At 55.5% G+C, this 25,388-nt stretch carries 26 protein-coding genes; 10 read left to right on the forward strand and 16 right to left on the reverse strand.

Annotated features, from left to right (window positions below; all coding sequences use genetic code 11):
- Positions 1-236 precede the first annotated feature (236 nt).
- The 3 genes from pfkB to O1722_RS13855 all read left to right on the forward strand — a co-directional run bounded on the left by pfkB (position 237) and on the right by O1722_RS13855 (position 2,517).
- The gene (gene pfkB, locus O1722_RS13845; RefSeq protein ID WP_033487169.1) at positions 237-1,169 is read left to right on the forward strand and encodes a 6-phosphofructokinase II; all 933 of its coding nucleotides are present in this window, start codon (positions 237-239) and stop codon (positions 1,167-1,169) included.
- Between the two features lie 91 nt (positions 1,170-1,260).
- The gene (gene ghoS, locus O1722_RS13850; RefSeq protein ID WP_003857822.1) at positions 1,261-1,551 is read left to right on the forward strand and encodes a type V toxin-antitoxin system endoribonuclease antitoxin GhoS; all 291 of its coding nucleotides are present in this window, start codon (positions 1,261-1,263) and stop codon (positions 1,549-1,551) included.
- 105 nt (positions 1,552-1,656) lie between these two features.
- Positions 1,657-2,517: a fructosamine kinase family protein gene (locus O1722_RS13855; RefSeq protein ID WP_015570740.1), complete on the forward strand. Its 861-nt coding sequence runs from the start codon at positions 1,657-1,659 to the stop codon at positions 2,515-2,517.
- 36 nt (positions 2,518-2,553) lie between these two features.
- Here O1722_RS13855 and O1722_RS13860 read toward each other — a convergent pair whose 3' ends face one another.
- Positions 2,554-3,090: a YniB family protein gene (locus O1722_RS13860; protein WP_015570741.1), complete on the reverse strand. Its 537-nt coding sequence runs from the start codon at positions 3,088-3,090 to the stop codon at positions 2,554-2,556.
- 141 nt (positions 3,091-3,231) lie between these two features.
- Between O1722_RS13860 and hxpB the strand changes: the two genes are divergently transcribed.
- The 4 genes from hxpB to tcyP all read left to right on the forward strand — a co-directional run bounded on the left by hxpB (position 3,232) and on the right by tcyP (position 6,998).
- On the forward strand, positions 3,232-3,903 hold the full coding sequence (gene hxpB, locus O1722_RS13865) for a hexitol phosphatase HxpB (RefSeq protein WP_003857825.1): 672 nt from the start codon (positions 3,232-3,234) through the stop codon (positions 3,901-3,903).
- Positions 3,904-4,031: 128 nt separating this feature from the next.
- Positions 4,032-4,793, forward strand: a complete 762-nt coding sequence (gene kduD, locus O1722_RS13870; RefSeq protein ID WP_017384658.1) for a 2-dehydro-3-deoxy-D-gluconate 5-dehydrogenase KduD — start codon at positions 4,032-4,034, stop codon at positions 4,791-4,793.
- Positions 4,794-4,888: 95 nt separating this feature from the next.
- A complete protein-coding gene (locus O1722_RS13875; protein ID WP_015570742.1) occupies positions 4,889-5,479 on the forward strand; it encodes a metal-dependent hydrolase in 591 nt (196 codons plus the stop codon).
- 127 nt (positions 5,480-5,606) lie between these two features.
- Complete coding sequence (gene tcyP / locus O1722_RS13880) at positions 5,607-6,998, forward strand: cystine/sulfocysteine:cation symporter (RefSeq protein WP_015570743.1); 1,392 nt, start codon at positions 5,607-5,609, stop codon at positions 6,996-6,998.
- 48 nt (positions 6,999-7,046) lie between these two features.
- On the opposite strand, the gene cedA is transcribed toward tcyP, so the two are convergent.
- The gene (gene cedA / locus O1722_RS13885) at positions 7,047-7,301 is read right to left on the reverse strand and encodes a cell division activator CedA (protein ID WP_071524159.1); all 255 of its coding nucleotides are present in this window, start codon (positions 7,299-7,301) and stop codon (positions 7,047-7,049) included.
- A 187-nt stretch (positions 7,302-7,488) separates the two neighbouring features.
- Here cedA and katE point away from each other — a divergent pair, with 187 nt between their 5' ends.
- Positions 7,489-9,738: a catalase HPII gene (gene katE, locus O1722_RS13890; RefSeq protein WP_032653274.1), complete on the forward strand. Its 2,250-nt coding sequence runs from the start codon at positions 7,489-7,491 to the stop codon at positions 9,736-9,738.
- A gap of 89 nt (positions 9,739-9,827) precedes the next feature.
- Here katE and chbG read toward each other — a convergent pair whose 3' ends face one another.
- The 7 genes from chbG to osmE form a co-directional block, all read right to left on the reverse strand.
- Positions 9,828-10,577: a chitin disaccharide deacetylase gene (gene chbG, locus O1722_RS13895; protein WP_032653272.1), complete on the reverse strand. Its 750-nt coding sequence runs from the start codon at positions 10,575-10,577 to the stop codon at positions 9,828-9,830.
- 11 nt (positions 10,578-10,588) lie between these two features.
- Entirely contained in the window at positions 10,589-11,944 is a 1,356-nt protein-coding gene (locus O1722_RS13900; protein ID WP_032653271.1) for a 6-phospho-beta-glucosidase, read from the reverse strand.
- A 109-nt stretch (positions 11,945-12,053) separates the two neighbouring features.
- The gene (gene chbR / locus O1722_RS13905; RefSeq protein WP_017384663.1) at positions 12,054-12,872 is read right to left on the reverse strand and encodes a transcriptional regulator ChbR; all 819 of its coding nucleotides are present in this window, start codon (positions 12,870-12,872) and stop codon (positions 12,054-12,056) included.
- 29 nt (positions 12,873-12,901) lie between these two features.
- On the reverse strand, positions 12,902-13,249 hold the full coding sequence (gene chbA, locus O1722_RS13910) for a PTS N,N'-diacetylchitobiose transporter subunit IIA (RefSeq protein WP_003857835.1): 348 nt from the start codon (positions 13,247-13,249) through the stop codon (positions 12,902-12,904).
- Between the two features lie 47 nt (positions 13,250-13,296).
- On the reverse strand, positions 13,297-14,655 hold the full coding sequence (chbC, locus tag O1722_RS13915) for a PTS N,N'-diacetylchitobiose transporter subunit IIC (protein WP_017384664.1): 1,359 nt from the start codon (positions 14,653-14,655) through the stop codon (positions 13,297-13,299).
- Between the two features lie 80 nt (positions 14,656-14,735).
- Positions 14,736-15,053, reverse strand: coding sequence for a PTS N,N'-diacetylchitobiose transporter subunit IIB (chbB, locus tag O1722_RS13920; RefSeq protein ID WP_015570750.1), 318 nt, complete (start codon positions 15,051-15,053; stop codon positions 14,736-14,738).
- Positions 15,054-15,334: 281 nt separating this feature from the next.
- The gene (gene osmE, locus O1722_RS13925) at positions 15,335-15,679 is read right to left on the reverse strand and encodes an osmotically-inducible lipoprotein OsmE (RefSeq protein ID WP_003857836.1); all 345 of its coding nucleotides are present in this window, start codon (positions 15,677-15,679) and stop codon (positions 15,335-15,337) included.
- A 231-nt stretch (positions 15,680-15,910) separates the two neighbouring features.
- On the opposite strand from osmE, the gene nadE reads away from it, so the two are divergent.
- Positions 15,911-16,738, forward strand: a complete 828-nt coding sequence (nadE, locus tag O1722_RS13930) for an ammonia-dependent NAD(+) synthetase (RefSeq protein WP_003857837.1) — start codon at positions 15,911-15,913, stop codon at positions 16,736-16,738.
- Positions 16,739-16,853: 115 nt separating this feature from the next.
- The gene (gene cho, locus O1722_RS13935) at positions 16,854-17,732 is read left to right on the forward strand and encodes an excinuclease Cho (protein WP_063136382.1); all 879 of its coding nucleotides are present in this window, start codon (positions 16,854-16,856) and stop codon (positions 17,730-17,732) included.
- Here cho and ves read toward each other — a convergent pair.
- The 7 genes from ves to astC form a co-directional block, all read right to left on the reverse strand.
- Positions 17,710-18,267: an environmental stress-induced protein Ves gene (gene ves, locus O1722_RS13940; RefSeq protein ID WP_017384666.1), complete on the reverse strand. Its 558-nt coding sequence runs from the start codon at positions 18,265-18,267 to the stop codon at positions 17,710-17,712. The genes cho and ves overlap by 23 nt on opposite strands.
- A gap of 167 nt (positions 18,268-18,434) precedes the next feature.
- A complete protein-coding gene (gene spy, locus O1722_RS13945; protein WP_015570753.1) occupies positions 18,435-18,929 on the reverse strand; it encodes an ATP-independent periplasmic protein-refolding chaperone Spy in 495 nt (164 codons plus the stop codon).
- 337 nt (positions 18,930-19,266) lie between these two features.
- A complete protein-coding gene (astE, locus tag O1722_RS13950) occupies positions 19,267-20,232 on the reverse strand; it encodes a succinylglutamate desuccinylase (protein WP_033487173.1) in 966 nt (321 codons plus the stop codon).
- Between the two features lie 9 nt (positions 20,233-20,241).
- On the reverse strand, positions 20,242-21,567 hold the full coding sequence (astB, locus tag O1722_RS13955; RefSeq protein WP_032104259.1) for an N-succinylarginine dihydrolase: 1,326 nt from the start codon (positions 21,565-21,567) through the stop codon (positions 20,242-20,244).
- The gene (astD, locus tag O1722_RS13960; RefSeq protein WP_032670085.1) at positions 21,554-23,041 is read right to left on the reverse strand and encodes a succinylglutamate-semialdehyde dehydrogenase; all 1,488 of its coding nucleotides are present in this window, start codon (positions 23,039-23,041) and stop codon (positions 21,554-21,556) included. Before astD ends, astB begins: the two co-directional genes overlap by 14 nt.
- Complete coding sequence (gene astA, locus O1722_RS13965; RefSeq protein ID WP_015570755.1) at positions 23,038-24,072, reverse strand: arginine N-succinyltransferase; 1,035 nt, start codon at positions 24,070-24,072, stop codon at positions 23,038-23,040. The genes astD and astA overlap by 4 nt, the downstream gene beginning before the upstream one ends.
- Positions 24,069-25,289 carry a succinylornithine/acetylornithine transaminase gene (astC, locus tag O1722_RS13970; protein ID WP_032670971.1) on the reverse strand — a complete coding sequence of 407 codons (1,221 nt, stop codon included), beginning with the start codon at positions 25,287-25,289 and terminating at the stop codon, positions 24,069-24,071. The genes astA and astC overlap by 4 nt, the downstream gene beginning before the upstream one ends.
- Positions 25,290-25,388 lie beyond the last annotated feature (99 nt).

Raw genomic sequence — 25,388 nt, forward strand, 5'->3', positions numbered from 1 at the left:
CGGATCAATGACAAGGCGACCATAGAAAGGTAACAAATTATAAAAAGCCGCAAATAACATAGCAATATTTTCTTCTTTCATTTTTTGAATAAGAACGATCCCAAAACGTGTTTTATTTTATATGCCCGGCGCAGGTTATTTGTCAGCATTCATATTTAAAATCATACTGTTATTTACGTTGCCTTCCTGCCAAACGGTGCCAGGCTTAAAAGAACCCATGATAAAAGGAGGTCATGATGGCTTCGATTTATACGCTGACACTCTCCCCTTCCCTCGACTCCGCGACCATGACGCCGCAAATCTACCCGGAAGGTAAGCTGCGCTGTAGCGCGCCGGTGTTTGAGCCGGGCGGCGGCGGCATCAACGTGGCGCGCGCTATTACCCATCTCGGCGGAAAAGCCACCGCCATCTTCCCCGCTGGCGGCGCCACGGGAGAACATCTGGTGGCGTTGCTCGCAGATGAACAGGTTGCCGTAGACACCGTCGACGCTAAAGACTGGACCCGGCAGAACCTGCATGTCCATGTTGAATCCAGCGGCGAGCAATATCGTTTTGTGATGCCGGGGGCGAAATTGACCGATGATGAGTTTCGTCAACTGGAAGAGAAAGTGCTAACCATTGAAAGCGGCGCATTACTGGTGATCAGCGGTAGCCTGCCGCCGGGCGTCGAAACAGAGAAACTGACGGCGCTGGTTCAGGCGGCGCTCCAGCGCGGCATCCGTTGCATTGTCGATAGCTCAGGCGAAGCCCTGAAGGCGGCGTTAGAACCCGGACAACTTGAACTCGTTAAACCTAACCAGAAAGAGCTCAGCGCCCTGGTTAATCGAGAACTCAGCCAGCCTGACGACGTGCGTACTGCCGCAGAAGAGCTGGTACGTACGGGCAAAGCGCATCGCGTTGTGGTTTCTCTCGGTCCTCAGGGTGCGCTGGCCGTCGACAAGACGGGCTTTGTGCAGGTTGTGCCACCGCCGATGAAAAGCCAGAGCACCGTGGGCGCCGGTGACAGTATGGTTGGCGCGATGGTGCTGAAGCTGGCGCAGGGCGCTTCGCTTCTGGAGATGGCACGCTATGGCGTCGCGGCAGGGAGTGCAGCCACCATAAACCAGGGAACGCGTCTGTGTTCGCTTGCGGATACCCAGAAAATTGTCGATTACCTGGCGAGAAGCTGAACCTGCTTCCCCTTCCCATGGAGGGGGAAGTCGCTAAACAGGGCATATCGACTATGCTAAGAAAACTTTCAGGATAACAACGAGGTAAATTATGAGCAGTGGTGATATCACCCGCTACGTCGTAACCGTGAATATTCATGAGGCGTCGCTGACCGAACTGAATGAACTCAACAACGCGTTCACGCGCGCCAATTTTCTGCTCACGCTGACGGACGATGAGGGCAATATTCACGATCTCGGCTCACTGGCATTTGGCCTGATAAGCCCGCTGAGTCAGGAAGAGGTGAAGGCGCTGGCCAGTAGCCTGGTGGAAAGCGTGACTGACAAAGCCACGGAAATTGATGTGGATAGCTGGGAAAACTGGCATAAAAAAGAACAATAAGTGCCCTGTACAAAATTAAACCGCTCAGTTGTGCGTTAGTTCCTGTTTTTTTATAGCCGTTTTGCGCTAACTTTATGATCTGGCAGACAACATGGGAGAGACATCATGTGGCAGGCTATCAGTCATCTTTTAAGTGAGCAGCTGGGTGAAGGTGAAATTGAACTGCGTAACGAACTGCCAGGCGGAGAGATCCATGCCGCATGGCATTTACGTTACGCCGGGCGCGATCTTTTCGTTAAATGTGATGAGCGTGAATTGCTCCCCATTTTTACTGCCGAAGCCGATCAGCTTGAGCTGTTATCGCGCAGTAAAACAGTCACCGTTCCGCAGGTATTAGCCGTCGGCAGCGATCGTGACTATAGCTTTCTGGTGATGAACTATCTTCCCGCGCGCCCTCTGGATGCGCACAACGCCTTTATTCTCGGGCAACAGATCGCCCGTTTGCACCAGTGGAGCGATCAACCTCAGTTCGGGCTCGATTTTGATAACGACCTCTCCACTACCCCACAGCCAAACGCATGGCAGCGCCGCTGGTCGACCTTTTTCGCCGAGCAGCGCATCGGCTGGCAGCTGGAGCTGGCCGCTGAAAAGGGATTAGCGTTCGGCAACATCGACGCGATTGTTGAACACATTCAGCAGCGTCTGGCTTCGCATCAGCCTCAGGCTTCCCTTCTGCACGGAGATTTATGGTCAAACAACTGTGCACTTGGGCCTGATGGTCCCTATATATTTGACCCGGCCTGCTATTGGGGCGACAGAGAATGTGACCTCGCAATGCTGCCGTTGCACCCTGAACAGCCGCCGCAAATTTATGATGGCTATCAGTCTGTTTCGCCGTTACCTGCGGGTTTCCTTGATCGTCAGCCGGTTTATCAGCTGTACACCTTGATAAACCGGGCTATTTTGTTTGGCGGGAGTCATCTGGTGAATGCCCAGCGGGCGCTGGACCGCATTCTGGCGGCATAGCGGGAGGGGGCGGCTTCACGCCCCTTCCCTTAGGATTTACAGGAAGCCAAGCAGCGTAAAGAAGAAATACCCGGCCACAATGATAATGACCGGCAGGATGTAGAGCGGGAAAAACTGCACAAAAATGGTATGACGCGGAACGACAATGCGCGATTCGATCTGCTCGCGGCTCATCCCGTCAGGGCCTTTCGCCTTCTCAAGGATCAGCTGGTCTTCCACCCCTTCGCGCAAAAAGCGGGTCTGGCGACTCATGCGCGCGCCGGAGGCCTGCAACGCCATCGCGATAAATATCAACGCATAGATTATCCAGAAACCGACATTCAGCTGGTGGTGAAAATCCGGCGTGGGCGAGTTGAACCAGAAGACGTTCAGGAACGGGGTATTAAACCGCATCATCTCAATCATGACGTGCGCAAAATCAAGCATGACGGCATTGATGCCCGGCTGTTTTTCGCTGTGATCGTACATAAATTTGAGTACGGAGATCAGCGTTGAAATCAGGGCGGGAATGAAAATAACCCAACCAGCAATACGTTTTAAGACCGCGATGCGTCCAGCTTGTTGATACGTCATTAGTTCCTCTTCATAAAGACGCGTTATTTGTGCCTAAGTCTACCTGCTGTCGGTCATTTTCGCCCGCTCTTTGAATGCAATATGCTAAATTGCTTGTGCTTAGCACCGTTTGTCTTACCCCCAAGATAAGGAGATGTTGTAATGTCGACCCCGCGCCAGATACTTGCCGCTATTTTTGACATGGATGGATTGCTGATTGATTCCGAACCCCTGTGGGATCGGGCTGAACTGGACGTGATGGCCAGCCTCGGCGTCGATATCAGTCGTCGTAACGAGCTTCCCGATACCCTGGGGCTGCGCATCGATATGGTGGTTGACCTCTGGTATGCCCACCAGCCATGGGTTGGCCCGGATCGCGACGAAGTAACGGCGCGCATTATCAACCGCGCTATCTCCCTCGTAGAAGAGTATAAGCCGCTGTTGCCGGGCGTACGCGACGCTATCGCCCTGTGCAAGGCGCAAGGGCTGAAAGTGGGGCTGGCCTCGGCCTCACCGCTGCATATGCTGGAAAAAGTGCTGACGATGTTCGGGCTGCGCGACAGCTTCGACGCGCTGGCCTCGGCCGAAAAGCTTCCTTACAGCAAGCCACATCCGCAGGTATATATGGACTGCGCCGCGAAACTGGGGCTGGATCCACTTACCTGTGTGGCGCTGGAAGATTCGGTTAACGGCATGGTGGCGTCCAAAGCCGCACGTATGCGCTCCATCGTTGTGCCGGCTGAAGAAGGCCGACACGATCCCCGTTTTGCCCTCGCAGACGTCAGGCTGACGTCTCTTGAAGAATTGACTGCCCGCCATCTGCGCGGGGAGTAAAGCTCTTTCAGGCAGCTTCGGCTGCCTGCTTCGCCAAATCAAAACAACGTTTTACTTTATTTGCTTTTCTCATTCCAGACTCCTATTCTTACGTGCAGAATGACAATAACCTGACTTCTGAGGCGCGTATGATACTGGATGCTTTTACTCTGGCAGGAAAAGTGGCGATGGTGACCGGGTGCGATACCGGTCTGGGGCAAGGTATGGCCATTGCCCTCGCCCAGGCAGGATGCGATATCGTGGGGGTTAACCGCAAGGTTCCTGACGAAACGGCAGCGCGCGTTACGGCGCTGGGACGACGCTTTATCGCGATTCGCGCCGATCTTGGCAAGCAGGAGAGTATTCAGAGCGTGGTGGATACCGCAGTCGCTGAGATGGGCCGCATCGATATTCTGGTTAACAATGCCGGCACCATCCGCCGTGCCGATGCGCTGGAATTTAGCGAGAAGGACTGGGACGAGGTCATCGATCTCAATCTGAAATCGGTCTTTTTCCTCTCTCAGGCAGTGGCGAAACAGTTTATCGCGCAGGGTCAGGGCGGCAAGATTATTAACATTGCCTCCATGCTCTCCTTCCAGGGCGGCATCCGGGTGCCCTCCTATACGGCGTCCAAAAGCGGCGTGCTGGGCCTCACCCGCCTGCTGGCGAACGAATGGGCAACGCTGGGCATTAATGTGAATGCTATTGCGCCGGGTTACATGGCGACCAATAACACCCGGCAGCTTCGCGATGATGAGCAGCGCAGCCAGGCGATCCTCGACCGTATTCCGGCGGGTCGCTGGGGTCTGCCGGAGGATTTACAGGGTCCGGTGGTGTTCCTGGCCTCGTCGGCCTCTGATTACGTTAACGGTCATACCCTCGCCGTAGACGGTGGCTGGCTGGCGCGCTAACCGTGCGTTTGTGACAAAGAGTTACACCGTCACCTCTTTCACACACTGTATAAAAACCCTATACTGTATGAATCGACAGTTTACCGGGTTTTATCATGACGGCGGAAGGCCACCTGCTTTTTTCACTTGCCTGTGCAGTGTTTGCCAAAAACGCTGAACTGACCCCTGTGCTGGCACAGGGGGACTGGTGGCATATTGTCCCTTCCGCCGTGCTGACCTGCCTCCTGCCGGACATAGATCATCCAAAGTCATTCCTTGGCCAGCGGCTGAAGTGGATTTCAAAACCCATCGCCAGAGCCTTTGGTCATCGCGGGTTTACCCACAGCCTGCTGGCCGTATTCGGCCTGCTTACACTCTTCTATTTGAAGGTTCCGGAGAGCTGGATCGTCCCGGCGGATGCCATTCAGGGCATGGTGCTCGGCTACTTAAGCCATATCCTCGCCGATATGCTGACGCCAGCAGGTGTACCGCTGCTCTGGCCCTGCCGCTGGCGTTTCCGTCTGCCAATCCTCGTGCCGCAAAAAGGCAACCAGCTGGAGCGCGTTCTGTGTATGGCGCTGTTTGCGTATGCCGTGTGGATGCCGCAGACATTGCCCGAAAATGGTGCAGTGCGCTGGTCATCGCAAATGATCAACTCGCTACAATTTCAGTTCAATCGTTTTATTAATCACCAGATTGAACATTAAACCGACAATATAATCACTTTTGTCATAAACCATTCCATATGGATATAAGCGCGACATCACACTTCTGATAACCTTGCGCCAACAGGTTCGGTAAAAACCGACCGTATAATAAATCAGGAGAACGGGGATGAATTTTCCACTCATCGCGAACATTGTTGTGTTCGTCGTATTGCTATTGCTTCTCGCCCAGGCTCGCCACAAACAGTGGAGCCTGGCGAAAAAGGTACTGGTCGGTCTGGTCATGGGCGTGGTGTTTGGCCTGGCCTTACACGCCATTTACGGCTCCGATAGCCCGGTACTGAAAGATTCTATTCAGTGGTTCAACATTGTCGGTAACGGCTATGTACAGCTGCTGCAAATGATCGTTATGCCGCTGGTATTCGCCTCTATTCTGAGCGCCGTAGCCCGCCTGCATAATGCCTCTCAACTGGGTAAAATCAGTTTCCTGACCATTGGTACCCTGCTCTTCACCACGCTGATTGCGGCGCTGGTGGGTGTGCTGGTAACCAATCTGTTTGGCCTGACTGCTGAAGGTCTGGTGCAGGGTAGCGCTGAAACCGCGCGTCTGACGGCGATTGAGACCAACTACGTGGGTAAAGTGGCCGATCTGACCGTTCCGCAGATGGTGCTTTCCTTCATTCCGAAGAACCCGTTCGCTGACCTGACCGGTGCAAGCCCAACCTCCATTATCAGCGTGGTGATCTTCGCGGCATTCCTGGGCGTGGCTGCGCTCAAGCTGCTGAAGGACGATGCGCCGAAAGGCGAGCGCGTTCTGACAGCCATCGATACCCTGCAAAGCTGGGTGATGAAGCTGGTGCGTCTGGTCATGCAGCTGACGCCGTACGGTGTCCTGGCGCTGATGACCAAAGTCGTGGCAGGCTCTAACCTGCAAGACATCATCAAGCTTGGCAGCTTTGTGATCGCCTCTTATCTGGGGCTGGGCATTATGTTTGTGGTGCACGGTATCCTGCTGGGCGTGAACGGCGTTAGCCCGCTGAAATATTTCCGCAAAGTCTGGCCGGTGCTGACCTTCGCCTTCACCAGCCGTTCCAGCGCGGCATCTATCCCGCTGAACGTGGAAGCACAGACCCGTCGTCTGGGCGTACCGGAGTCTATCGCCAGCTTCTCGGCCTCCTTTGGCGCCACCATCGGGCAGAACGGCTGTGCGGGTCTCTACCCGGCGATGCTGGCCGTGATGGTTGCCCCAACCGTGGGGATTAACCCGCTGGATCCGGTCTGGATTGCGACGCTGGTGGGTATCGTGACCATTAGCTCCGCCGGTGTTGCGGGCGTGGGCGGCGGCGCGACCTTCGCTGCGCTGATCGTTCTGCCTGCGCTGGGACTGCCGGTGACGCTGGTTGCCCTGCTGATCTCTGTTGAACCGCTGATCGATATGGGGCGAACCGCCCTGAACGTGAGTGGCTCAATGACCGCCGGTACCCTGACCAGCCAGTGGCTGAAGCAGACCGACAAAACGATTCTCGACAGTGAAGAAGATGCGGAACTGGCCCATCGTTAATCACGGCTGAAATAAAAAAACCGCCTGCGGGCGGTTTTTTTATGGCTGTTATTCTTCAACCTCTTCATCCTGGCGGGTCTGCACAGCCCATCGCTGCGCCGATTCCGGCACCGTAAACGCAGGGGAGCGACGGAAGTGCTCGCCAATCAGCACGAAGGCAACGTATTTACCCCGTAACATCCAGACATCGCGAAAACCATCCACTTTCAGGGCATGGTCAGGCGGCGCGGGTTCAACGCGGGGCACATAGCTAATAACCTGGCGGTTTTGTTGACGAAGAGGTTTCATAAGCGACGGGTTCACTAAAGCAAATTCTTAAAGCAGGAAATTTCTATCATAGCCGATTCCCCCCCCACCCGTCGCGCCTGACGTGAGGCAGATGGCTCCTTTCGCTAATCACTTATCTGAAAACACTTAGTTCGCCTGCTAATTCATCACATTGTTCTATCCTTAATAGGGTTTTCAGGAACGAACAAAGGAGAATCGTGCAATGTCGAACAATGATAAACCACATCAAGCCCCTATTCATGGCACCGAAGAATCTCAACCGGGAATGGACTCACTCGCCCCTGCGGATGGCTCTCATAAACCGTCGCCGGGCCTGTCCGCGCCGGGCGAGCAACCTACTGCACCGGGAAGCGTGAAGTCGCCCGATGCGGATAACGAGAAGTTAAAATCTCTCGACCCGCACCGCAAAGGGGGTGAAGGCTATGCGCTGACCACCAATCAGGGCGTGCGTATCGCCGATGACCAGAACTCCCTGCGCGCCGGAACGCGCGGCCCGACGCTGCTGGAAGATTTCATCCTGCGGGAAAAAATCACCCATTTCGACCATGAGCGTATTCCTGAGCGTATCGTTCACGCTCGCGGCTCCGCGGCGCACGGCTATTTCCAGCCGTACAAGAGCCTGAAGGCGATCACGAAGGCGGATTTCCTTTCCGATCCGAACAAAATCACACCGGTATTTGTGCGCTTCTCTACCGTACAGGGCGGCGCGGGTTCGGCCGATACGGTGCGTGATATCCGCGGCTTCGCCACCAAATTCTATACCGAAGAGGGCATTTTCGACCTCGTCGGGAATAACACCCCGGTTTTCTTCATTCAGGATGCGCATAAGTTCCCTGACTTTGTCCATGCGGTAAAACCAGAGCCACACTGGGCCATACCGCAGGGACAAAGTGCGCATGACACCTTCTGGGACTACGTCTCCCTGCAACCGGAAACCCTTCACAACGTGATGTGGGCGATGTCTGACCGGGGGATCCCACGCAGCTATCGCACCATGGAAGGGTTTGGTATTCATACCTTCCGTCTGATTAACGCTGAAGGTAAAGCGACGTTTGTGCGTTTCCACTGGAAACCGGTCGCGGGGAAAGCATCCCTGGTGTGGGATGAAGCACAGAAGCTGACCGGGCGCGATCCGGACTTCCACCGTCGCGAACTGTGGGAATCCATTGAAGCCGGTGATTTCCCGGAATACGAGCTGGGGTTACAGCTGATCCCGGAAGAGGACGAGTTCAAATTCGACTTCGACCTGCTCGACCCGACCAAGCTTATTCCTGAGGAGCTGGTGCCGGTTCAGCTAGTGGGCAAAATGGTGCTTAACCGCAACCCGGATAACTTCTTCGCGGAGAATGAGCAGGCTGCGTTCCACCCGGGCCATATTGTGCCGGGGCTGGATTTCACCAACGATCCGCTGCTACAGGGCCGGCTGTTCTCTTACACCGATACGCAGATCAGCCGTCTCGGTGGACCGAACTTCCACGAAATTCCTATCAACCGTCCGACCTGCCCGTACCATAACTTCCAGCGTGACGGGATGCATCGCCAGGATATCGATACCAACCCGGCGAACTACGAGCCAAACTCCATTAACGATAACTGGCCGCGTGAAACCCCGCCGGGGCCAAAACGTGGCGGATTTGAGTCGTATCAGGAGCGCGTGGACGGAACAAAAATTCGCGAGCGCAGCCCGTCATTCGGCGAATATTACGCTCAGCCTCGCCTGTTCTGGAACAGCCAGACCCCGATTGAACAGCAGCACATTATCGGCGGTTTCAGCTTTGAGCTGAGCAAAGTGGTGCGTACCTACATTCGCGAGCGCGTGGTCGACCATCTGGCGCATATTGATATCCAGCTTGCTCAGGGCGTGGCGAATAATCTCGGCATCACGCTGACTGACGAGCAATGCCATGCCGCACCGCCAAAAGACGTGAACGGGCTGAAGAAGGATCCGTCCCTGAGCCTGTACGCGGTACCTGGCGGGTCAATTAAAGGCCGCGTAGTGGCTATCCTGCTGAATGATAAACCGCGCGCCAGCGACGTGCTGGGGATCATGAAGGCGCTCAAAACCCAGGGCGTACATGCCAAACTGCTTTACTCCCGCATGGGTGAAGTGACAGCCGACGATGGCTCTGTCCTGCCAATTGCCGCGACCTTCGCCGGGGCACCGTCGCTGACGGTTGACGCGGTGATTATGCCGTGCGGCGACGTTGAGAGCCTGCTCGGTAACGGTGATGCCGCCTATTATCTGCTGGAAGCCTATAAGCACCTGAAGCCAATCGCCCTGGCAGGCGATGCGCGGAAGTTTAAATCTCTGCTGAAGGTACCGGATCAAGGGGAAGAAGGCATTGTCGAAGGTGATAACATTGACGATGCGTTTATGACCCGGTTGTTTGACCTGCTTGCCGCGCACCGTGTGTGGTCGCGCAGCAGCAAGACCGACCAGATACCGGCGTAAAAAAAAGCCGGGTGGCGCTGCGCTTACCCGGCCTACATTTCGATTGCTTTTGTAGGCCCGGTAAGGCGAAGCCGCCACCGGGCTTTATCTCAAAGATCCCTGAACGTCCCCAGACGATACCCACGCTCGGCAATCGCGTACTTCAACGACGCCGACGTCAGCACATCCAGTTCCGCCAGACGCGGCCAGCAGTAGGCGCTCTTACGTACGATGTTATCGACAAACGCCGGGTGCGCCATTACCTCAAGCGAGCGCTCCCCTTTCGCGGCGGACTCATCCAGCACCTTCAGGAACAGCGCTTCGTCGATCTCGTCGCCATAAAATGCGCTGCTGAACGCCTCCGTTGACGTCACCGCGACGTCCGGCAGCCCGCGCACCTCACGATCCATGCGCATCGCCACGCCTCTACGTTGCGCAAACTCTGCCACAAGCGGGAAAATCGCCGGGATCATATGCACATGATGATGGCTGTCAATATGGGTAGGCTCGCGGCCAAACACATCCACAAAGCGGTTAAACTGGCAATCCAGCTCGCGGGCAATCTCATCGAGCGGCAGAGCGTCCTGCTCCGCCATTTCCCAAATCCATTTCCCCAGCTGGCCGTCGCGCGTCAGGCCCGGCATTGGCGAAAGGGGCAACCCAAGCGTCAGCACAAAGTGCATGCCCACGCCCAGCTCGGGCAGCTCACGGCTTAACTGCGCCGCATGTTCCACCGCCTCACCGTTGATGAGCGCTGTTGTAGAGGTCACGACGCCCCGGCGACAGGCTTCAATAATGCCGTAGTTCTGCCCTTTTGACAGACCAAAATCATCGGCATTGACGATCAGCAGGTTTTCCATCGCGCCTCCTCTTAACGGTGTGTGAGTTTCAGTTTCTCAACCGTTGCAGCAAAGTTTGGCAGCCATTTTTCATGCGCCAGGATCATCTCACCCGCGAGTTTTTCAGCGTCACGGTCAGAATGCACCAGCGGGCTGAGGTTCAGCGCCAGCAGCACGTCATTCAGCTCGCCGCTCAGGGCCGCATTGCTCGCCGCCACTTCAAAGCCTTTGATGGTGTGAATCAGGCCCATCACCTTATCGTCGAAGTGGTTAATGCGGGGATGCGGTTTTGCACCCTCGCGCCCAAGGATGCAGGTCATCTCAACGGCCCAGTCTGCCGGGATATTATCGATGTGCCCGTGATGGGGAACATTTACATAGTGCTCGGCCTGCTTGTCATTGTAAATGGCGTTAATCACTTCACACGCGGCATCCGAATAGTATGCCCCGCCGCGCTGCTCCAGCTCTTTCGGTTTGACGTTCAGGTTCGGATCTTTATACAAATCAAAAAGCTGCTTCTCTACTTTCTGTACAACCTGAGCGCGTGCGCCACCTTTGTAGTATTCGCCCATTTCAATGGCCAGCATCTCTTTCTGCTTGAAGTAGTAGAGCAGATACGAGCACGGCAGCAGATTCAGGGAGCGGATCAGCCCTTCGCTGAACGGCAGATCGAAAATGTTTTTCACCGAGGCCGCGGTCAGGCGACCAGAGGCGACGCCGTCGAGCAGTTCCGCAAAGCGCGATTGCCCGTTCACTATCACATCTTTGATAAAGACCATGTGATTCAGGCCGAACAGATCAATGGACAGATCATCGTTATCGGTCAGTTCCAGTACATCGCGGATGAACATCTTCATGCCAATCGGAATATTGCAGACGCCGATAAAGCGTTTGAAACCGGTGTGGCGATAGACTGCCTCGGTGACCATCCCGGCCGGGTTGGTAAAGTTGATCACCCAGGCGTTCGGGCAGATCTCCTCCACGTCTTTAATGATGTCAAAAATGACCGGAATAGTACGCAGGCCTTTAAACAGGCCACCTGCCCCGTTGGTTTCCTGGCCCAGATAACCGTGGCTCAGCGGAATGCGCTCGTCCAGCTCACGCGCCTTCAGCTGGCCGACGCGCAGCTGCGTGGTCACGAAGTCAGCATCTTTCAGTGCCAGGCGGCGATCCAGCGTTTTATGCACGGTTAAGGGCACGCCCGCTTTTTCAACCATGCGTTTGCACAGTTCAAAAATAATATTCAGCTTCTCCTGACCTTCTTCAACATCCACCAGCCATAATTCGCTGACCGGTAATTCATGATACCGTTTCAGGAAACCTTCAAGTAATTCCGGGGTATAGCTGCTGCCGCCACCAATGGTTACGACTTTTAATTTCTGTTGCATAATATCTCCCTTAGCGTATCAGGTTAATCGCCTGCAAGGTATAGCGTACTCTTCCCGCTATTTGGGCAAGCCATTACGTCACGGTTCCTGGCGGATAAACCGCCGAAAGTTAATTAATTACCGTTAAATTTTTGCGGTAACTGTTCGGTGTGAATGAAGTCAATTTTTTAAAGGTTTTAATAAACAGGCTGGGGCTGCTGTAACCCGATTCGTAAGCGATATCGGTGACAGAGTAGTTAGTAATTTCCAGCTGTTTTTTGGCAAAGTTAATGCGGATTTCATTAATGATTTGCACAGGCGTTTTACGGTAATAACGCTGCGTGGCGCGCGTCAAATATTCCTGCGATTTACCCGACAGCGCCACCATATTCTCCAGGGCGTTATCGCTGAACTGTCCTTTATCGTGCATCAGCTCCACGGTACTGCGCAGCCACTGAGGAATATCATCCACCACCTGCTGTTCTTCACGGTGATGGCGGAGGCGATTCATGACGTAGAACGTCACGGTTTCAATAAATTCATCAAATTCATTGTCGCGGAAATTCAGCGATGCGATAACCGTTTCAATCCAGGTCATAAACTCATTTTTAACGCGATACACCTGTGACGCCACAAAGCAGAACGGCACCAGCGGCAGATAGTGCTTCTCGAAGAAACGCCTGCTCACCCCTACGTTCAGAATGCGCGTCGCACCAAACTCATAAAAGCTCTGGTGATAAGATCCCATTGGCAGGAAGACGAAATCGCCACGCTCAAGCAGGACGCGCTTACCGTTGATCTCCTGATAGTAGCGGCCGGTCAGAACAATCGTGAACTCGTAGTAGTCATGCTGGTGCAGACCGCTGGCGCTCTCCGTTTTGTTGTAAATCACCACGTGAAAATTTTTGCCATTAAACAGCTGTTGCTCATGTGCGGTTTTGATTTCCATCGTGCTGACCTCCTGCTACTTCAACTGACTTATTGCATCTTCTCGTGAAGCTCGATGAGCTCCGCGACCAGCTCGCGTGCCAGCATGGAGGTCATCAGATGATCCTGCGCATGTACCAGCACCAGACTCACTTTCATCTTCCCTTCGCCCTGGTCGCTTTCGATGAGCTTCGTCTGCACCAGATGCGCTTCGTTTAACGCTGTACGGGACTGCTCCATCATGGTTTTCGCGGCAACGAAGTCGCCCTGCTTAGCCTGCTTAAGCGCCGCATACGCCAGGCTGCGTGCCTGCCCGGAGTTGATGATGAGGCCCATCACCACCTCTTCCAGATCATTCTCTGCGGTTTCTTCGGCAACGATACTCTCTAAATCTAACATCTTTAAGCTCCTTTCCGCTGGCGCGGGTTGCCCCGCGCCGTGCAATTTTAGAATTTCAGTGCGAGGGCGATATCCTCTTCGCTCTCTTCTTCATCGATAACCGTTGCGGCCTTGTTCGCAATCGCCACGAACGGCATGTAGAGCAGGGTTGCAATCCCGAGGTTGAATATCGCCAGCAGGAAGGCCGCCACGCTACCGTTGGTGTTGAAGAACGCGCCCAGACCAGCCGGCATCGTCCACGGCGCAATGTTGGTCACCGGCGGGATAATGCCCAGGTAGTACGCCGTCAGCGTAATCGCGGCCAGCAGCGGCTGAACCAGGATGAAGGGAATGAACATCACCGGGTTCATGATAATTGGCAGACCAAACAGGATCGGCTCGTTAATCTGGAAGATGCCTGACGGCAGGGCCAGCTTCGCAACCTGACGATGGTCGGCGCGGCGAGAGACAATAAAGACCGCGATGATCAGACCCAACGTCGCCCCGGTACCGCCCAGGAAGATATAGGAGTCAAGCATCGGCTTCGCCCACACATGGAAGGTTTTACCGGCCGCCAGCGCCGCATCGACGGAGCCGTACTGCTGGTAAAGCGCGACGTTTTCCAGTGCCCATGGGGTCATAATACCGCTGTCCAGCGCCGCCAGTGCCAGTGAACCATGCACGCCGAAGAACCACAGCAGGGAGGTAAAGATGACATACGCCCAACCGACCACGCTACCCATCGACGCCAGCGGCGTTGAGATAGAGTCCATAATGATCTGGTGGAAGTTTGTGCCCCAGTGAGAGAGCGCCCAGGCAATAATCCCCATGATGGAGAGAATAATGAAGCCCGGAATCAACGCGGAAAATGAACGAGAAACGGAGGCCGGAACGCTATCCGGCAAGCGGATAACCCAGTTACGGCGAATAATGAAGGTGAACATTTCGGCCACCACCAGCCCGATAATAATACCGGAAATGATGTTTGCCCCACCCAGCCAGTTGGCGCCAACGGCGTAAGCGTCACCCACGCTGTACGGTGTGACGGTCATGAACGCGGCAATGGACAGTAAGCCTGCCGCAAGCGGATCCACTTTACGCTCTTCCGCCAGCGCCATTCCGATAAAGAAAGGCGCCATTAGCGACATAATACCCAACGTACCATTGTATACGTTGCCGCCAATGGCTTTTAAACCATTAAGGGTTTCAATAGTTGAAGCATCTAACCTAATTCCTAATGAATAAAAAAAGGAACCTTCTCCAAAGCTCAGAAAAACGTTGTTAATTAAAACGAACATTGCCCCGGCTAATGTCAACGGCATTAATTTAATAAAGCCGTTCTTAATGGCATTAACGTGAGGCTGCTTTCCTATTTTAACAGCAAAAGGAAGGAGTACCTTTTCAAGTGAAGCGATGACTTTACTCATAGGAAAATACCCTTAAATGCCGCAACGACCGTTACGGCGTATTGTGTGTGAAATAACTCTTTGACGGGAAAAATAAAAAATTAATTAGCAGCTTTTTTAATCGCCGCAACGGCAGCTTTTAATACACCTAAACCATCAATCTTGCCGTATAAAACGGAATCGATCACTTCGACCGGCTTATTGGGTAGCAGACGCTGAATTTCTGGCAGCATATAAGCGATTTGTGGCCCGAGTAAAATAACGTCGGCTGTCTGACCCTTCTCGCCCGCCAGCGTTTCCGGAAACGCCTCAATCACCACAGGGACTTCATATTTTTCGGCCTGCGCGCGCATTTTGGAAACCAGCAGCGAAGTGGACATGCCCGCAGAGCAAAACAGATAGATATGTTTCTTTTCCATGATAACTTCCCTCTTGTTTGGCTACCCGCCGTCGCGCTATCACTCGACTCGCTATCCTGGCTGACGGGCAGTGTGCTGAACATTGTTTGTCGTTGAAGTGAGTATACGCAATGGTACAGGGAGGGGATAATTCTGGATAGACTGGAATTGTCTCTCATTGACCTGGCTTGTTGACTACCTTCACATTTCAGGCAAATAATTCGCGCCAAGAAATAAGATTCACGTATGCATAAAAAAACCGGCCTTCCGGCCGGTTTGTTAACGCTCTCAGGCAAGCAGGCTTACTGTGCCTTAGGTGCCTGTGGGTCGGTGTCGTATTCGGCACAGGTCTGGTAACCAGAATTGATCACGTGACCCGTATCATCCAGGGCGACAAAATAGGTCTCTGCCTTACCATCACGTTGACCCAGAATATAGGTCTGGCAGGTACCACGCGCGTGGATCATAGTGACTTCTGAAGAAGGTTTACCGGCAATGGCTGCAACCTGGGAACGCGTCATGCCTTTTTTGACGTCTTTTACCACTGGCTGTGTGAACTGATCTTTAGTGCGATCGTAAGCTGTACACCCTGCCAGCATAGTCAGTACCGCCGCTGCGCTTAAAATTCCTGCTACGTTCTTGTTCATATTCCGTCCTCTTGTTTATCAGCGTGTTAACTAAGCATGGGATAAAAATTACTATTGTTCAACTTTGCGAGTTACGCCAGACGAATTTCGGAAAATTCTAATAAAACAACGGTAAGCTGCTAAATCGCTGTAAAACAGTACACTCAAAACTGTGATCCTTGTCGTTTCCCCGACAAAGGGTTAGTTTTAACAGATCACACTTTCTGTTTGGTTCTGCATAGGGAGGGCGTAATGGCTCTGCAACAAGAAATTATTCAGGCGCTGGGCGCGAAACCTGCGATTGATGCCAATGAAGAGATCCGTCGTAGCGTTGATTTTTTGAAAGCTTACCTGTCTGCACACCCTTTCCTGAAGACGCTGGTGCTGGGCATCAGCGGCGGTCAGGATTCCACTCTGGCCGGTAAGCTGAGCCAGATGGCCATCTCCGAGCTGCGTGACGAGACCGGTGACACCGCGCTGCAATTTATTGCCGTACGTCTGCCGTATGGCGTGCAGGCCGACGAGCAGGACTGTCAGGATGCGATTGCGTTTATTCAGCCGGACCGTGTTCTTACCGTAAACATCAAAGGTTCGGTACTGGCCAGCGAGCAGGCCCTGCGTGAAGCCGGTATTGAACTGAGCGATTTTGTCCGCGGCAACGAGAAAGCCCGTGAGCGCATGAAAGCGCAGTACAGTATCGCAGGGATGACCAAAGGGGTCGTCGTCGGCACCGACCACGCCGCGGAAGCCATCACCGGCTTCTTCACCAAATACGGCGATGGCGGCACGGATATCAACCCCCTCTTCCGTCTGAACAAGCGTCAGGGCAAGCAATTGCTGGCGGCGTTGGGCTGCCCGGAGCACCTGTATAAGAAGGCGCCAACGGCGGACCTGGAGGACGATCGCCCTTCCCTGCCGGATGAAGCGGCGCTGGGCGTCACGTATGACAACATCGATGATTATCTGGAAGGCAAAACGCTCGACGAAGGTACCGCTAAAATTATCGAAGGCTGGTATCTGAAAACCGAGCACAAGCGTCGTCCGCCCATTACGGTGTTTGATGATTTCTGGAAAAAGTAACAGCAAAACGGTAACTCAGTTTTGCAGGCCGGGTAAGGCGTAGCCGCCACCCGGCTCTTTTTTAACCACCGAACACCTGCTACACTGTATGCCTGAACAGTATATGGAGCAGTATGTGAGCAGGCGTCAATCCGCCCCGCGTCTTGAGTTTGAAGCGGCGGCTATCTACGAATATCCCGAGCATCTTCGCCCCTGGCTTGAGGCACTGCCTAAACAGCCTGGCGTCTATTTCTTCCATGGCGACAGCGACACCATGCCGCTCTATATCGGCAAAAGCGTGAATATCCGCAGCCGGGTGATGTCGCACCTGCGTACGCCGGATGAAGCATCGATGCTCAGGCAGTCCCGGCGGATCACCTGGATCGAGACGGCAGGCGAACTGGGCGCGCTTCTGCTCGAAGCCCGGCTCATCAAGGAACAGCAGCCGCTGTTTAACAAACGCCTGCGCCGCAACCGCCAGCTCTGTTCGTTGCAGATTAACGCAGGAAAACCGCAGGTCGTTTATGCCCGGGAAGTGGATTTTTCGCATGAACCCAATCTTTACGGTCTGTTTGCCAATAAACGTGCCGCACTGCAAACCCTGCAATCCCTGGCTGATGAATTACAGCTTTGTTACGGCCTGTTAGGGCTGGAAGCTACCACCCGCGGTCGCGCCTGTTTCCGCTCCGCGCTGAAACGCTGCGCCGGGGCGTGCTGTGGAAAAGAGAGCGTTGAAGAACATCATGCCCGGTTTATGGCTGGCCTGGCCTCTATCAGCGTTAACTGCTGGCCGTGGGAAGGCGCGGTGGCGCTGAAAGAAACCCGCGATGGGATGACGCACTATCACATCATCCGCAACTGGCTCTGGCTTGGCGCCGTTGAAAATCTGGATGACGCTACCGCTCTGCTGCGCACCCCTGCCGGTTTCGATCAGGATGGTTACAAAATTCTCTGCAAGCCACTGTTAACCGGAAAATATGAGATCATCGTCCTCAATGACCCGGCAGCCAGGTAATTTCACTGAACAGCAGCGACCCCTTCGTTTCCAGTAAACGGAGGGTATGACTGCCCGCTTCCCAGCTGGCGCCCTGATCGGCGGTCAGTAATTTGTCGCCCAGTTGCCAGGCGCCGCTTAATACGAATGCCACCCCACCGCGTGATGCGAAGGTAGTGAACGTCCGGGTAGCAACGCGCACCTTTGCCTGGCAGCAATCCCGTCGGGTCATGATGTTGAAGTCCATCGACATCTGCCCCTCTGTGAGCACGGCTTTCACCGCCAGATCGCCCGCAAATCGGTATGGCTGATGATGCTTCAGGGTATGACAAAACGCCCTGCCTGCATCCAGGGTCACCTCGCCGCCCTCCAGCAGCGTAATCACCCGGTCGACGCCCGGGAACGCGGAAAATTCGCCGTTACTGGCGATGGAGGCAATACTGGCCCGCCAGAAAAAATCCCGCGTCGCGGGAGGAAAACAGCAAATCTCACGCGTCTCACCCGCACCATTACGCCAGAGACTGACCGGCATTTTACGGATATCAAAGAATTCCATGACCACTCCTGAAGGACGCACCGTGCGCCAGGGCATTTTCACAGACGTATTATCGGCAGCAGTCAGGCCAGACCTTAGGGATGGGATAAAAGAAAAACCGCCGGTCCTGTCCACAGCGTTTTCGCTTTTGTAGACAGGAGCCCGGCGGTCTTAAGAGAGTGAACCGATTATTCGGTTGGTGCAGGCATTTTACCTTCCGGCGCTGCACGTTCTGTCAGACGCTTCTCAAAATTGGCATTAAATTGCTTTTTCTGTTCCGGCGTCAGAATGTTGTAAATCTTGTTCTGGGTTTCCATGTGGGCCAGCATGCGCGCTTTATGCTGCTCGGCCATTTTGTCGATCTGCGCTTCCGCTTTTGCTTTATCGAAGCTGTCGCTGGCAATGATGTCATGCATTGCGCGGCGCTCTTCCAGCGGAGGACGTTTCATCTGGTCACGCTGGCTTTTCATGATGTCGCGGATCTGCTGCTTCTGCGCATCGGTGAGGTTCAGATCTTTAAACATCATCATCTCATGGTGCATACCCGGCTTGCCTTTATGATGCATCATCATTTTGCCTTCCGTCGGCGCGGCGGTAGTGGTCGCGGTATCGGCGGCGAACGCCATGCTGGTAGCGCCCAGAGCCAGGGTAGAGGCAACAAACAGTGCAGTTAATTTACGCATAATGTCTTTCCTTACTTTCAGTTATTCTTCGGCGCTATGCCGTGTTGACGAGATTAACTTTACGGGGTTTATCGTCAATTAGTCAGAGCAACGGTAAAACAATGAAAGTGTAAAAAACAACTTTTCGCCAATTGTGGAGAAATTAAGGAAAAAGCGTGGAGAGATGAAACAAAAATATTCAACAGGATGATTTTAAAGAGATTATGGAGAAGTATAGCGAAGTGCCGTTTAATAATAAAGCAATTCTCCAGGAATATTCCGCAAACAATACCAGAGCGCTTTTAACGCTAAGAAATTTATTCTTCATTTCCCCTCCGGTCTGCGCGAGGGGAGACGATCAGGGCATTTTTTCCAGCATCAGGCCTGCTCGCAAACCAAACGCGACCGACGGATTAGGAAATAAAACATATTCCGTGGATTTCTGTACCGCATAGCGCGTCTCACCATCTTCCGCCAGCAGGACGCCCTGGCGAAACGGCGTAAAGTTCAGCGTATGGGGCGCCATATGTAGCTGGAAAGCCTCGCTTTGACGCGTGAGCTGCTGCACGACCCGATAGCGCACAACGGGTTCCCGGGAGGGTTCCGGCGCAACCCCGGCGAGCAACGCCCGAAGCGCCTGATGCGTAGGGGCAAAACGCGTCAGGTCGTTTTGCCCGAACGGCAGCGCTTTTCCCAGCTCCAGGGTGCAGGATAACGCGCCAACATTCTCGCAGGTGAAGTGGGTAAACGTGCCGCCTGGCGTCTGGTGGAAAACCAGCGCCTCCAGCCCCGCGTCGCCAAGCCAGGTCGGAAACGCCTCATCCCACGGCTGATCACGCTGCGGTAACACGCCAAAACGCACGTGGTACGAGGCGCGAATGGCCGTATGCAGATCGAGGTGCCAGCGTGTTTCCCCCGCCCCGGCAAAAAACGCCGTGACCACCTTCTCCAGCCATTGCGCGCGTGTCGTCTCATCACTCTGTGGAAACTGCGCCCAGCGACCACCAAACATGCGGTTGATGTCGCTCACGAGATACCGTTTATTTTGCGCCAGCGCAGGCGGATTTCCCAGCACCACCAGCAGACGGCAGTGCAGCGTGATCTCTGCGCGAAACAGCGCGCGCAGCAAAAGATCGACAATCTCCACGGGCGCGGTTTCGTTTCCGTGAATGCCGGTCGAAAGCAGCAGCGACAGGTCATATTCCCCCGTCGGCGTCAGTTCAAGCACGCCCGGCCCCAGCCATCGCCAGTGGAACGAGGGGCCTTCCCCCTCTTGCCGCTCCGGTGTCTCTTCGGCCAGCGTCAGCGCCAGTAAGTTTTCCATATCATCTCCTTAGCGCTGGAACGGATAAACCGATCCCAGTTGCAGGATGGTCGATAATGCATCCAGCGCCTCGCGGCCTTCGCGCAGCAGCTGCGGATCAACCAGATCGGCCTGAACCAGACGGTCGCGATAATAGCGGTCCACCCAGTCATTGAGGGTATTGAACAGCGTGTCGTTCATCATCACCGCCGGATTCACGGCCTGCATCTCCTCCGGCGTTAACACCACGCGCAGTCGCAGGCACGCCGGTCCCCCGCCGTTGGCCATACTTTCCCGCAGATCAAACACGCGCAGTTCATCAATCGGGTTATCCGCCTGCACCAGTTCGCTGAGATAGCGCCAGACGCCCTGATGGTTGCGGGACTCCTGCGGCAGCACCAGCATCATGCTGCCATCATCCCGGCTCAGCAGCTGGCTGTTGAACAGATACGTTTCGACCGCATCCTGCACGCTTACCGCCTGCGTGGGCACCTGAATCGGCATAAATCCCGGCACGCGTTCGCGCAGCGTGGCCAGCAACTTTTCCTGATGGGCAAACGCCTGCTCGTGGCAGAACAGCACCTGACGGTTGGAAACGGCAATGACGTCGTTATGAAACACGCCCTGGTCGATCACCTGCGGATTTTGCTGGGCAAAAATCACCTGAGAAGGATTAACCTGGTTCAGCCGCGCAACCGCCTGGCTTGCGGCTAAAGTTTGTCTCGCCGGATAACGAACCGGCGCGGCGTGGCCGCCCTCTTCCCGTCCATAGATAAACAGCTGCAAACCCGGCTCGCCATAGTCGCCGCCCAGACGGTTGTGGTTTGCCGCCCCTTCATCGCCAAACATCGCGACCTGCGGCAGCGCCGAATGCACCTCGAAATGCGCTTCATGATTAAAAATGGCGCGCAGCACGCGCCCGGTGGTCTCCGCTTCGCTGGCGCGGTGGAATTTGTTGTTCAGGTTAGCAACGGTCAGATGCACTTTGCCGTCCAGCGTATCCGCCGACGGCGCAACGGTGGCGGCATTCGCCACCCACATCGAGGAGGCTGAACTGGCCGCCGAAAGCAGGTGTGGCGTCTGCGTGCCTGCTTTTTCCACCACCTGTTCATCCGTACCGCTGAACCCCAGCTGGCGCAGCACGTCCACGTTTGGTCGCTCCTGAGGCGGGATCACCGCCTGCGGGAAACCGGCATCGGACAGCGCCTTCATTTTCAACAGACCCTGCTTCGCCGCCAGCTTCGGGTTCGAGACCTGGAAACGGTGCTTCGTCGAGGCTTCATTACCGAACGACAGCCCGGCATAGTGGTGCGTCAGCCCCACGAGGCCGTCAAAGTTAACCTCACGCGCTTTCATGGGCGTCACCCTCTGTAAAATCCAGCCCCGGATTCAGCGTCTCCGGCAGCGTCAGCGCCGGGGTTTCCAGGCTTGCCATCGGCCACGCGCAGTAATCGGCGGCATACCAGGCGCTGGCGCGATGGTTGCCCGACGCCCCTACGCCACCAAACGGCGCGGTGCTCGCCGCACCGGTCAGCGGTTTGTTCCAGTTCACGATCCCGGCGCGCGCTTCCAGCAGCAGCTGTTCGAATTTCTCGCGATGCGGCGATATCAGGCCGCTCGACAGGCCGTAGCGGGTGTTGTTGGCCATTTCGATCGCCGACTCAAAATCGTCATAGCGCCAGACGCACAGCAGCGGGCCAAAGACCTCTTCATCCGGCACGTTGCTCGTCGCACTCATCTCAATAATCCCCGGCGTCAGCAGCGACGTGCCCGGCTGAACCAGCTTCGGCTCCAGCAGGGTTTTCGCCCCGCGCGCCACGTGCTCCTGCCACGCTTTCAGCACGTTCAGCGCCGCCTGCGCGGAGATCAGCCCGCCGATAAACGGCTGCGGCTCGGCATCCCATTTCGCGGGAACCAGACGCGCGCTCACCTCCACCAGACGCTTCACGAACGCATCCCCCTGCGCGCCGCGTTTAACCAGCAGGCGGCGGGCGCAGGTACAGCGCTGTCCGGCGGTAATGAACGCCGACTGAATGGTCAGATGGACCGCGGCATCGATATCATCCGGATCTTCCACAATCAGCGGGTTGTTGCCGCCCATCTCCAGCGCCAGAATTTTTTCCGGCTGCCCCGCCAGCTGACGATGCAGCTGATAGCCCGTTCCGGCACTGCCGGTGAACAGCAGACCGTCAATGTCGCTCAGCGCACTCAGCGCCTGACCTGTTTCACGCCCGCCCTGCACCAGATTCAGCACCCCCGGCGGCAGCCCCGCCTGCTCCCAGAGTTTTATGACTGCTTCTCCGGTTAAGGGGGTTAACTCACTCGGCTTGAAGATGACGGTATTCCCCGCCAGCAGCGCAGGCACAATGTGCCCGTTCGGCAGATGTCCGGGGAAGTTATACGGGCCAAACACCGCCAGCACCCCGTGCGGACGGTGGCGCAGCGTGGCGGCGCCGTCTGGCATCTCGGTATGCTGCTCGCCGGTGCGGGTATGGTACGCCTTCACCGATATCGCGATTTTGTTGATCATCGCCGTGACTTCGGTTGTTGCCTCCCAGCGCGGCTTACTGGTTTCACAGGCAATGATGCGGGTCAGCTCGGCTTTATTGGCCTCCAGCAGCGCAGCAAATTTCTCAACCAGCGCCTGGCGCTCGGAGAATGGCCGTTTCGCCCATGCCGGAAACGCTCGGCGTGCAGCCTGGCAGGCCTGCTCAACCTGCCCGGCGCTGGCGTCGTTCCCCGACCAGAGCACCTCCTGGCCGACCGGGTTAGTTTTTGTCCGCGCGTCACCTTCGCCCGTTACCCAGTCACCGTTAATCCATAGAGTCATGCTGTTTTCTCCTCAGGGCAGAGCCGCACCAGGCGAACCGTGTCGCCAGCGTTACATTTCAGGGCATCCAGTTGCGCAGCCGTCAGTACCAGACGCTCGCATGTTGGGTTGGTTCGCACCAGCATGGCGCGGAAGTTGGTGTAATTCTCGTTCGAGACCAGGCAGGCTGGCCACTCGCCCGGCGCGGGCTGGCCTTCTGAAACCTCAACCAGGCGGCTTTTACGGATGGCGCGAACGCGGTCAATGTCGCATTCCAGCGTCGGGCCGCCGTCGAAGATGTCGACGTAGTTACGGTAGCGAAATCCCTCTTTCTCCAGCACTGCGCGGGCCGGGGCGGTTTGCGGGTGAACTTCGCCGATCACCGCCTGCGCTTCAGGCGTTAAGAAATGGGTATAAATAGGATGCTTCGGCATCAGCTCGGCGATAAACGCCTTCTGACCGGTACCGCACAGGTAATCCGCCCGGCTAAATTCCATGGAGAAGAAGCGTTCGCCCAGACTCTCCCAGAACGGCGAGTAGCCCGTCTCATCAATCACGCCGCGCATCTCCGCGACCACTTTTTCGTTGAAGCGGTCGCGAAAGGCGGCCATAAACATAAAGCGCGATTTGGAGAGCAGATAACCGTTGCCCTCTTTGCGCCAGTCCGGATCGAGAAACAGGGTGCAGAGTTCGCTGGCGCCGGTATGGTCATTACAGAGGAAGAGCGTCGGCAGCGCGTTGTAAACATTCAGCTCTTTCGAGGCGTGGACCATCGTGCCGACCCGGTAGTTGTACCACGGATCGTTAAGCCCGACGGCCACCTCGATGGCGCAAATCCCCGCCACGGTTCCCGTGTCGGTATCTTCCAGCACGAACACATAGCCCTGTTCGCTTTTTGGCAACGTCCCCTGCCAGGTTTGCAGGGCGCGCTCAATGCGCGCCGACAGCGTTTTTTCATCGGCAGGCAGCGAGGTTAGCCCGCCCCCTGTCTTACCGGCAAGCTGCATAAGCCCGGCGAGATCACCGTGCGCAACGGGACGGATGACCATCATGATGACACCCCGGACTTCACCTGTTCGCAGGCCAGCGCAAAACGATCTAACCCGGTTCTGACCTCTTCCTCGCTGACGATCAGCGCAGGGGCAAACCGCACCACGTTAGCACCGGCAATCAGCACCATTACGCCCTGCTTTGCCGCTTCCTGTGAAATCAGCTTCGCTTTACCGGCAAACTCAGGGGCAAGCTCACAGCCTATTAACAGCCCCAGACCGCGGATCTCTTTGAACAAGCCGGTCTGGTTATTGATGGCAGTAAGGCGCTCAACAAACCACTGGTGACGCTGCTTCACGCCGTTAAGCACCTCAGGGGTGTTGATGATATCCAGCACCTGTCCGGCGACAGCGGTTGCCAGCGGGTTGCCGCCGTATGTGGTGCCATGAGTGCCCACGGTCATCACGCTGGCGAATTTATCGGTGGTCAGCATCGCCCCCACCGGGAAACCGCCGCCGAGCGCTTTGGCTGTTGAGAGCACATCCGGGGTCACGCCATAGTGCATGTAGGCGTACAGCTCACCCGTGCGGCCCACGCCGGTCTGGACTTCGTCAAAAATCAGGACCGCGTTATGCCGATCGCACAGCTCGCGCAGCCCTTGCAGGAACGCTTTCTGGGCGGGCATGACGCCGCCTTCCCCCTGCATGGGCTCGACAATCACCGCACAGGTGGTGTCGTCAATCAGCTCGCTGGCAGAGTGTAAATCGTTATACGCCGCATGCCGGATATCCGGCGGCAGCGGCGCAAAATCCTGAGAATATGAGGGCTGACCACCCGCGCTGACGGTAAACAGCGTGCGGCCATGGAAGGCATTTTTAAAGGCTACGATGCCGCTCTTGTGCGCGCCGAATTTATCGTGCGCATATTTGCGCGCCAGCTTCAGCGCCGCTTCGTTCGCTTCCGCGCCGGAGTTACAGAAAAAGACTTTTTCTGCGAAAGTGGCGTCGATCAGCTTCTTCGCCAGACGCAATGCCGGTTCGTTGGTATAACCGTTGCCGGTATGCCAGAATTTCGCCGCCTGGTCATTCAGCGCCTGCTGCAGCGCTGGGTTTGCATGCCCCAGCGCATTCACCGCAATCCCACCCGCAAAGTCGATATACTCTTTGCCCTGCTGATCCCACAGGCGAGAGCCTTCCCCACGTACCGGAATAAAAGCCGCCGGAGCGTATACCGGCATCATCCATTCATCGAAATTTTCACGCGTAACTGACAGAGACATAGCGACCTCATCCGGTAAATAAAAGGTTGTTTAAATGTTAAATAATTGAGTGTTTGCACTGTGAATGTAGATTGCAGCGTTCGTGCCAGCCAGCGATAA

The organism is Enterobacter cloacae complex sp. HYC003_NIDB (assembly GCF_056673375.1).

What these genes read in the sequence shown, in the direction of transcription:
- pfkB (WP_033487169.1), top strand. Translation starts at nt 237, where the DNA reads ATGGCTTCGATTTATACGCTGACACTCTCCCCTTCCCTCGACTCCGCG.
- ghoS (WP_003857822.1), top strand. Translation starts at nt 1,261, where the DNA reads ATGAGCAGTGGTGATATCACCCGCTACGTCGTAACCGTGAATATTCAT.
- O1722_RS13855 (WP_015570740.1), top strand. Translation starts at nt 1,657, where the DNA reads ATGTGGCAGGCTATCAGTCATCTTTTAAGTGAGCAGCTGGGTGAAGGT.
- O1722_RS13860 (WP_015570741.1), bottom strand. Translation starts at nt 3,090, where the DNA reads ATGACGTATCAACAAGCTGGACGCATCGCGGTCTTAAAACGTATTGCT.
- hxpB (WP_003857825.1), top strand. Translation starts at nt 3,232, where the DNA reads ATGTCGACCCCGCGCCAGATACTTGCCGCTATTTTTGACATGGATGGA.
- kduD (WP_017384658.1), top strand. Translation starts at nt 4,032, where the DNA reads ATGATACTGGATGCTTTTACTCTGGCAGGAAAAGTGGCGATGGTGACC.
- O1722_RS13875 (WP_015570742.1), top strand. Translation starts at nt 4,889, where the DNA reads ATGACGGCGGAAGGCCACCTGCTTTTTTCACTTGCCTGTGCAGTGTTT.
- tcyP (WP_015570743.1), top strand. Translation starts at nt 5,607, where the DNA reads ATGAATTTTCCACTCATCGCGAACATTGTTGTGTTCGTCGTATTGCTA.
- katE (WP_032653274.1), top strand. Translation starts at nt 7,489, where the DNA reads ATGTCGAACAATGATAAACCACATCAAGCCCCTATTCATGGCACCGAA.
- chbG (WP_032653272.1), bottom strand. Translation starts at nt 10,577, where the DNA reads ATGGAAAACCTGCTGATCGTCAATGCCGATGATTTTGGTCTGTCAAAA.
- O1722_RS13900 (WP_032653271.1), bottom strand. Translation starts at nt 11,944, where the DNA reads ATGCAACAGAAATTAAAAGTCGTAACCATTGGTGGCGGCAGCAGCTAT.
- chbR (WP_017384663.1), bottom strand. Translation starts at nt 12,872, where the DNA reads ATGGAAATCAAAACCGCACATGAGCAACAGCTGTTTAATGGCAAAAAT.
- chbA (WP_003857835.1), bottom strand. Translation starts at nt 13,249, where the DNA reads ATGTTAGATTTAGAGAGTATCGTTGCCGAAGAAACCGCAGAGAATGAT.
- chbC (WP_017384664.1), bottom strand. Translation starts at nt 14,655, where the DNA reads ATGAGTAAAGTCATCGCTTCACTTGAAAAGGTACTCCTTCCTTTTGCT.
- chbB (WP_015570750.1), bottom strand. Translation starts at nt 15,053, where the DNA reads ATGGAAAAGAAACATATCTATCTGTTTTGCTCTGCGGGCATGTCCACT.
- osmE (WP_003857836.1), bottom strand. Translation starts at nt 15,679, where the DNA reads ATGAACAAGAACGTAGCAGGAATTTTAAGCGCAGCGGCGGTACTGACT.
- nadE (WP_003857837.1), top strand. Translation starts at nt 15,911, where the DNA reads ATGGCTCTGCAACAAGAAATTATTCAGGCGCTGGGCGCGAAACCTGCG.
- ves (WP_017384666.1), bottom strand. Translation starts at nt 18,267, where the DNA reads ATGGAATTCTTTGATATCCGTAAAATGCCGGTCAGTCTCTGGCGTAAT.
- spy (WP_015570753.1), bottom strand. Translation starts at nt 18,929, where the DNA reads ATGCGTAAATTAACTGCACTGTTTGTTGCCTCTACCCTGGCTCTGGGC.
- astE (WP_033487173.1), bottom strand. Translation starts at nt 20,232, where the DNA reads ATGGAAAACTTACTGGCGCTGACGCTGGCCGAAGAGACACCGGAGCGG.
- astB (WP_032104259.1), bottom strand. Translation starts at nt 21,567, where the DNA reads ATGAAAGCGCGTGAGGTTAACTTTGACGGCCTCGTGGGGCTGACGCAC.
- astD (WP_032670085.1), bottom strand. Translation starts at nt 23,041, where the DNA reads ATGACTCTATGGATTAACGGTGACTGGGTAACGGGCGAAGGTGACGCG.
- astA (WP_015570755.1), bottom strand. Translation starts at nt 24,072, where the DNA reads ATGATGGTCATCCGTCCCGTTGCGCACGGTGATCTCGCCGGGCTTATG.
- astC (WP_032670971.1), bottom strand. Translation starts at nt 25,289, where the DNA reads ATGTCTCTGTCAGTTACGCGTGAAAATTTCGATGAATGGATGATGCCG.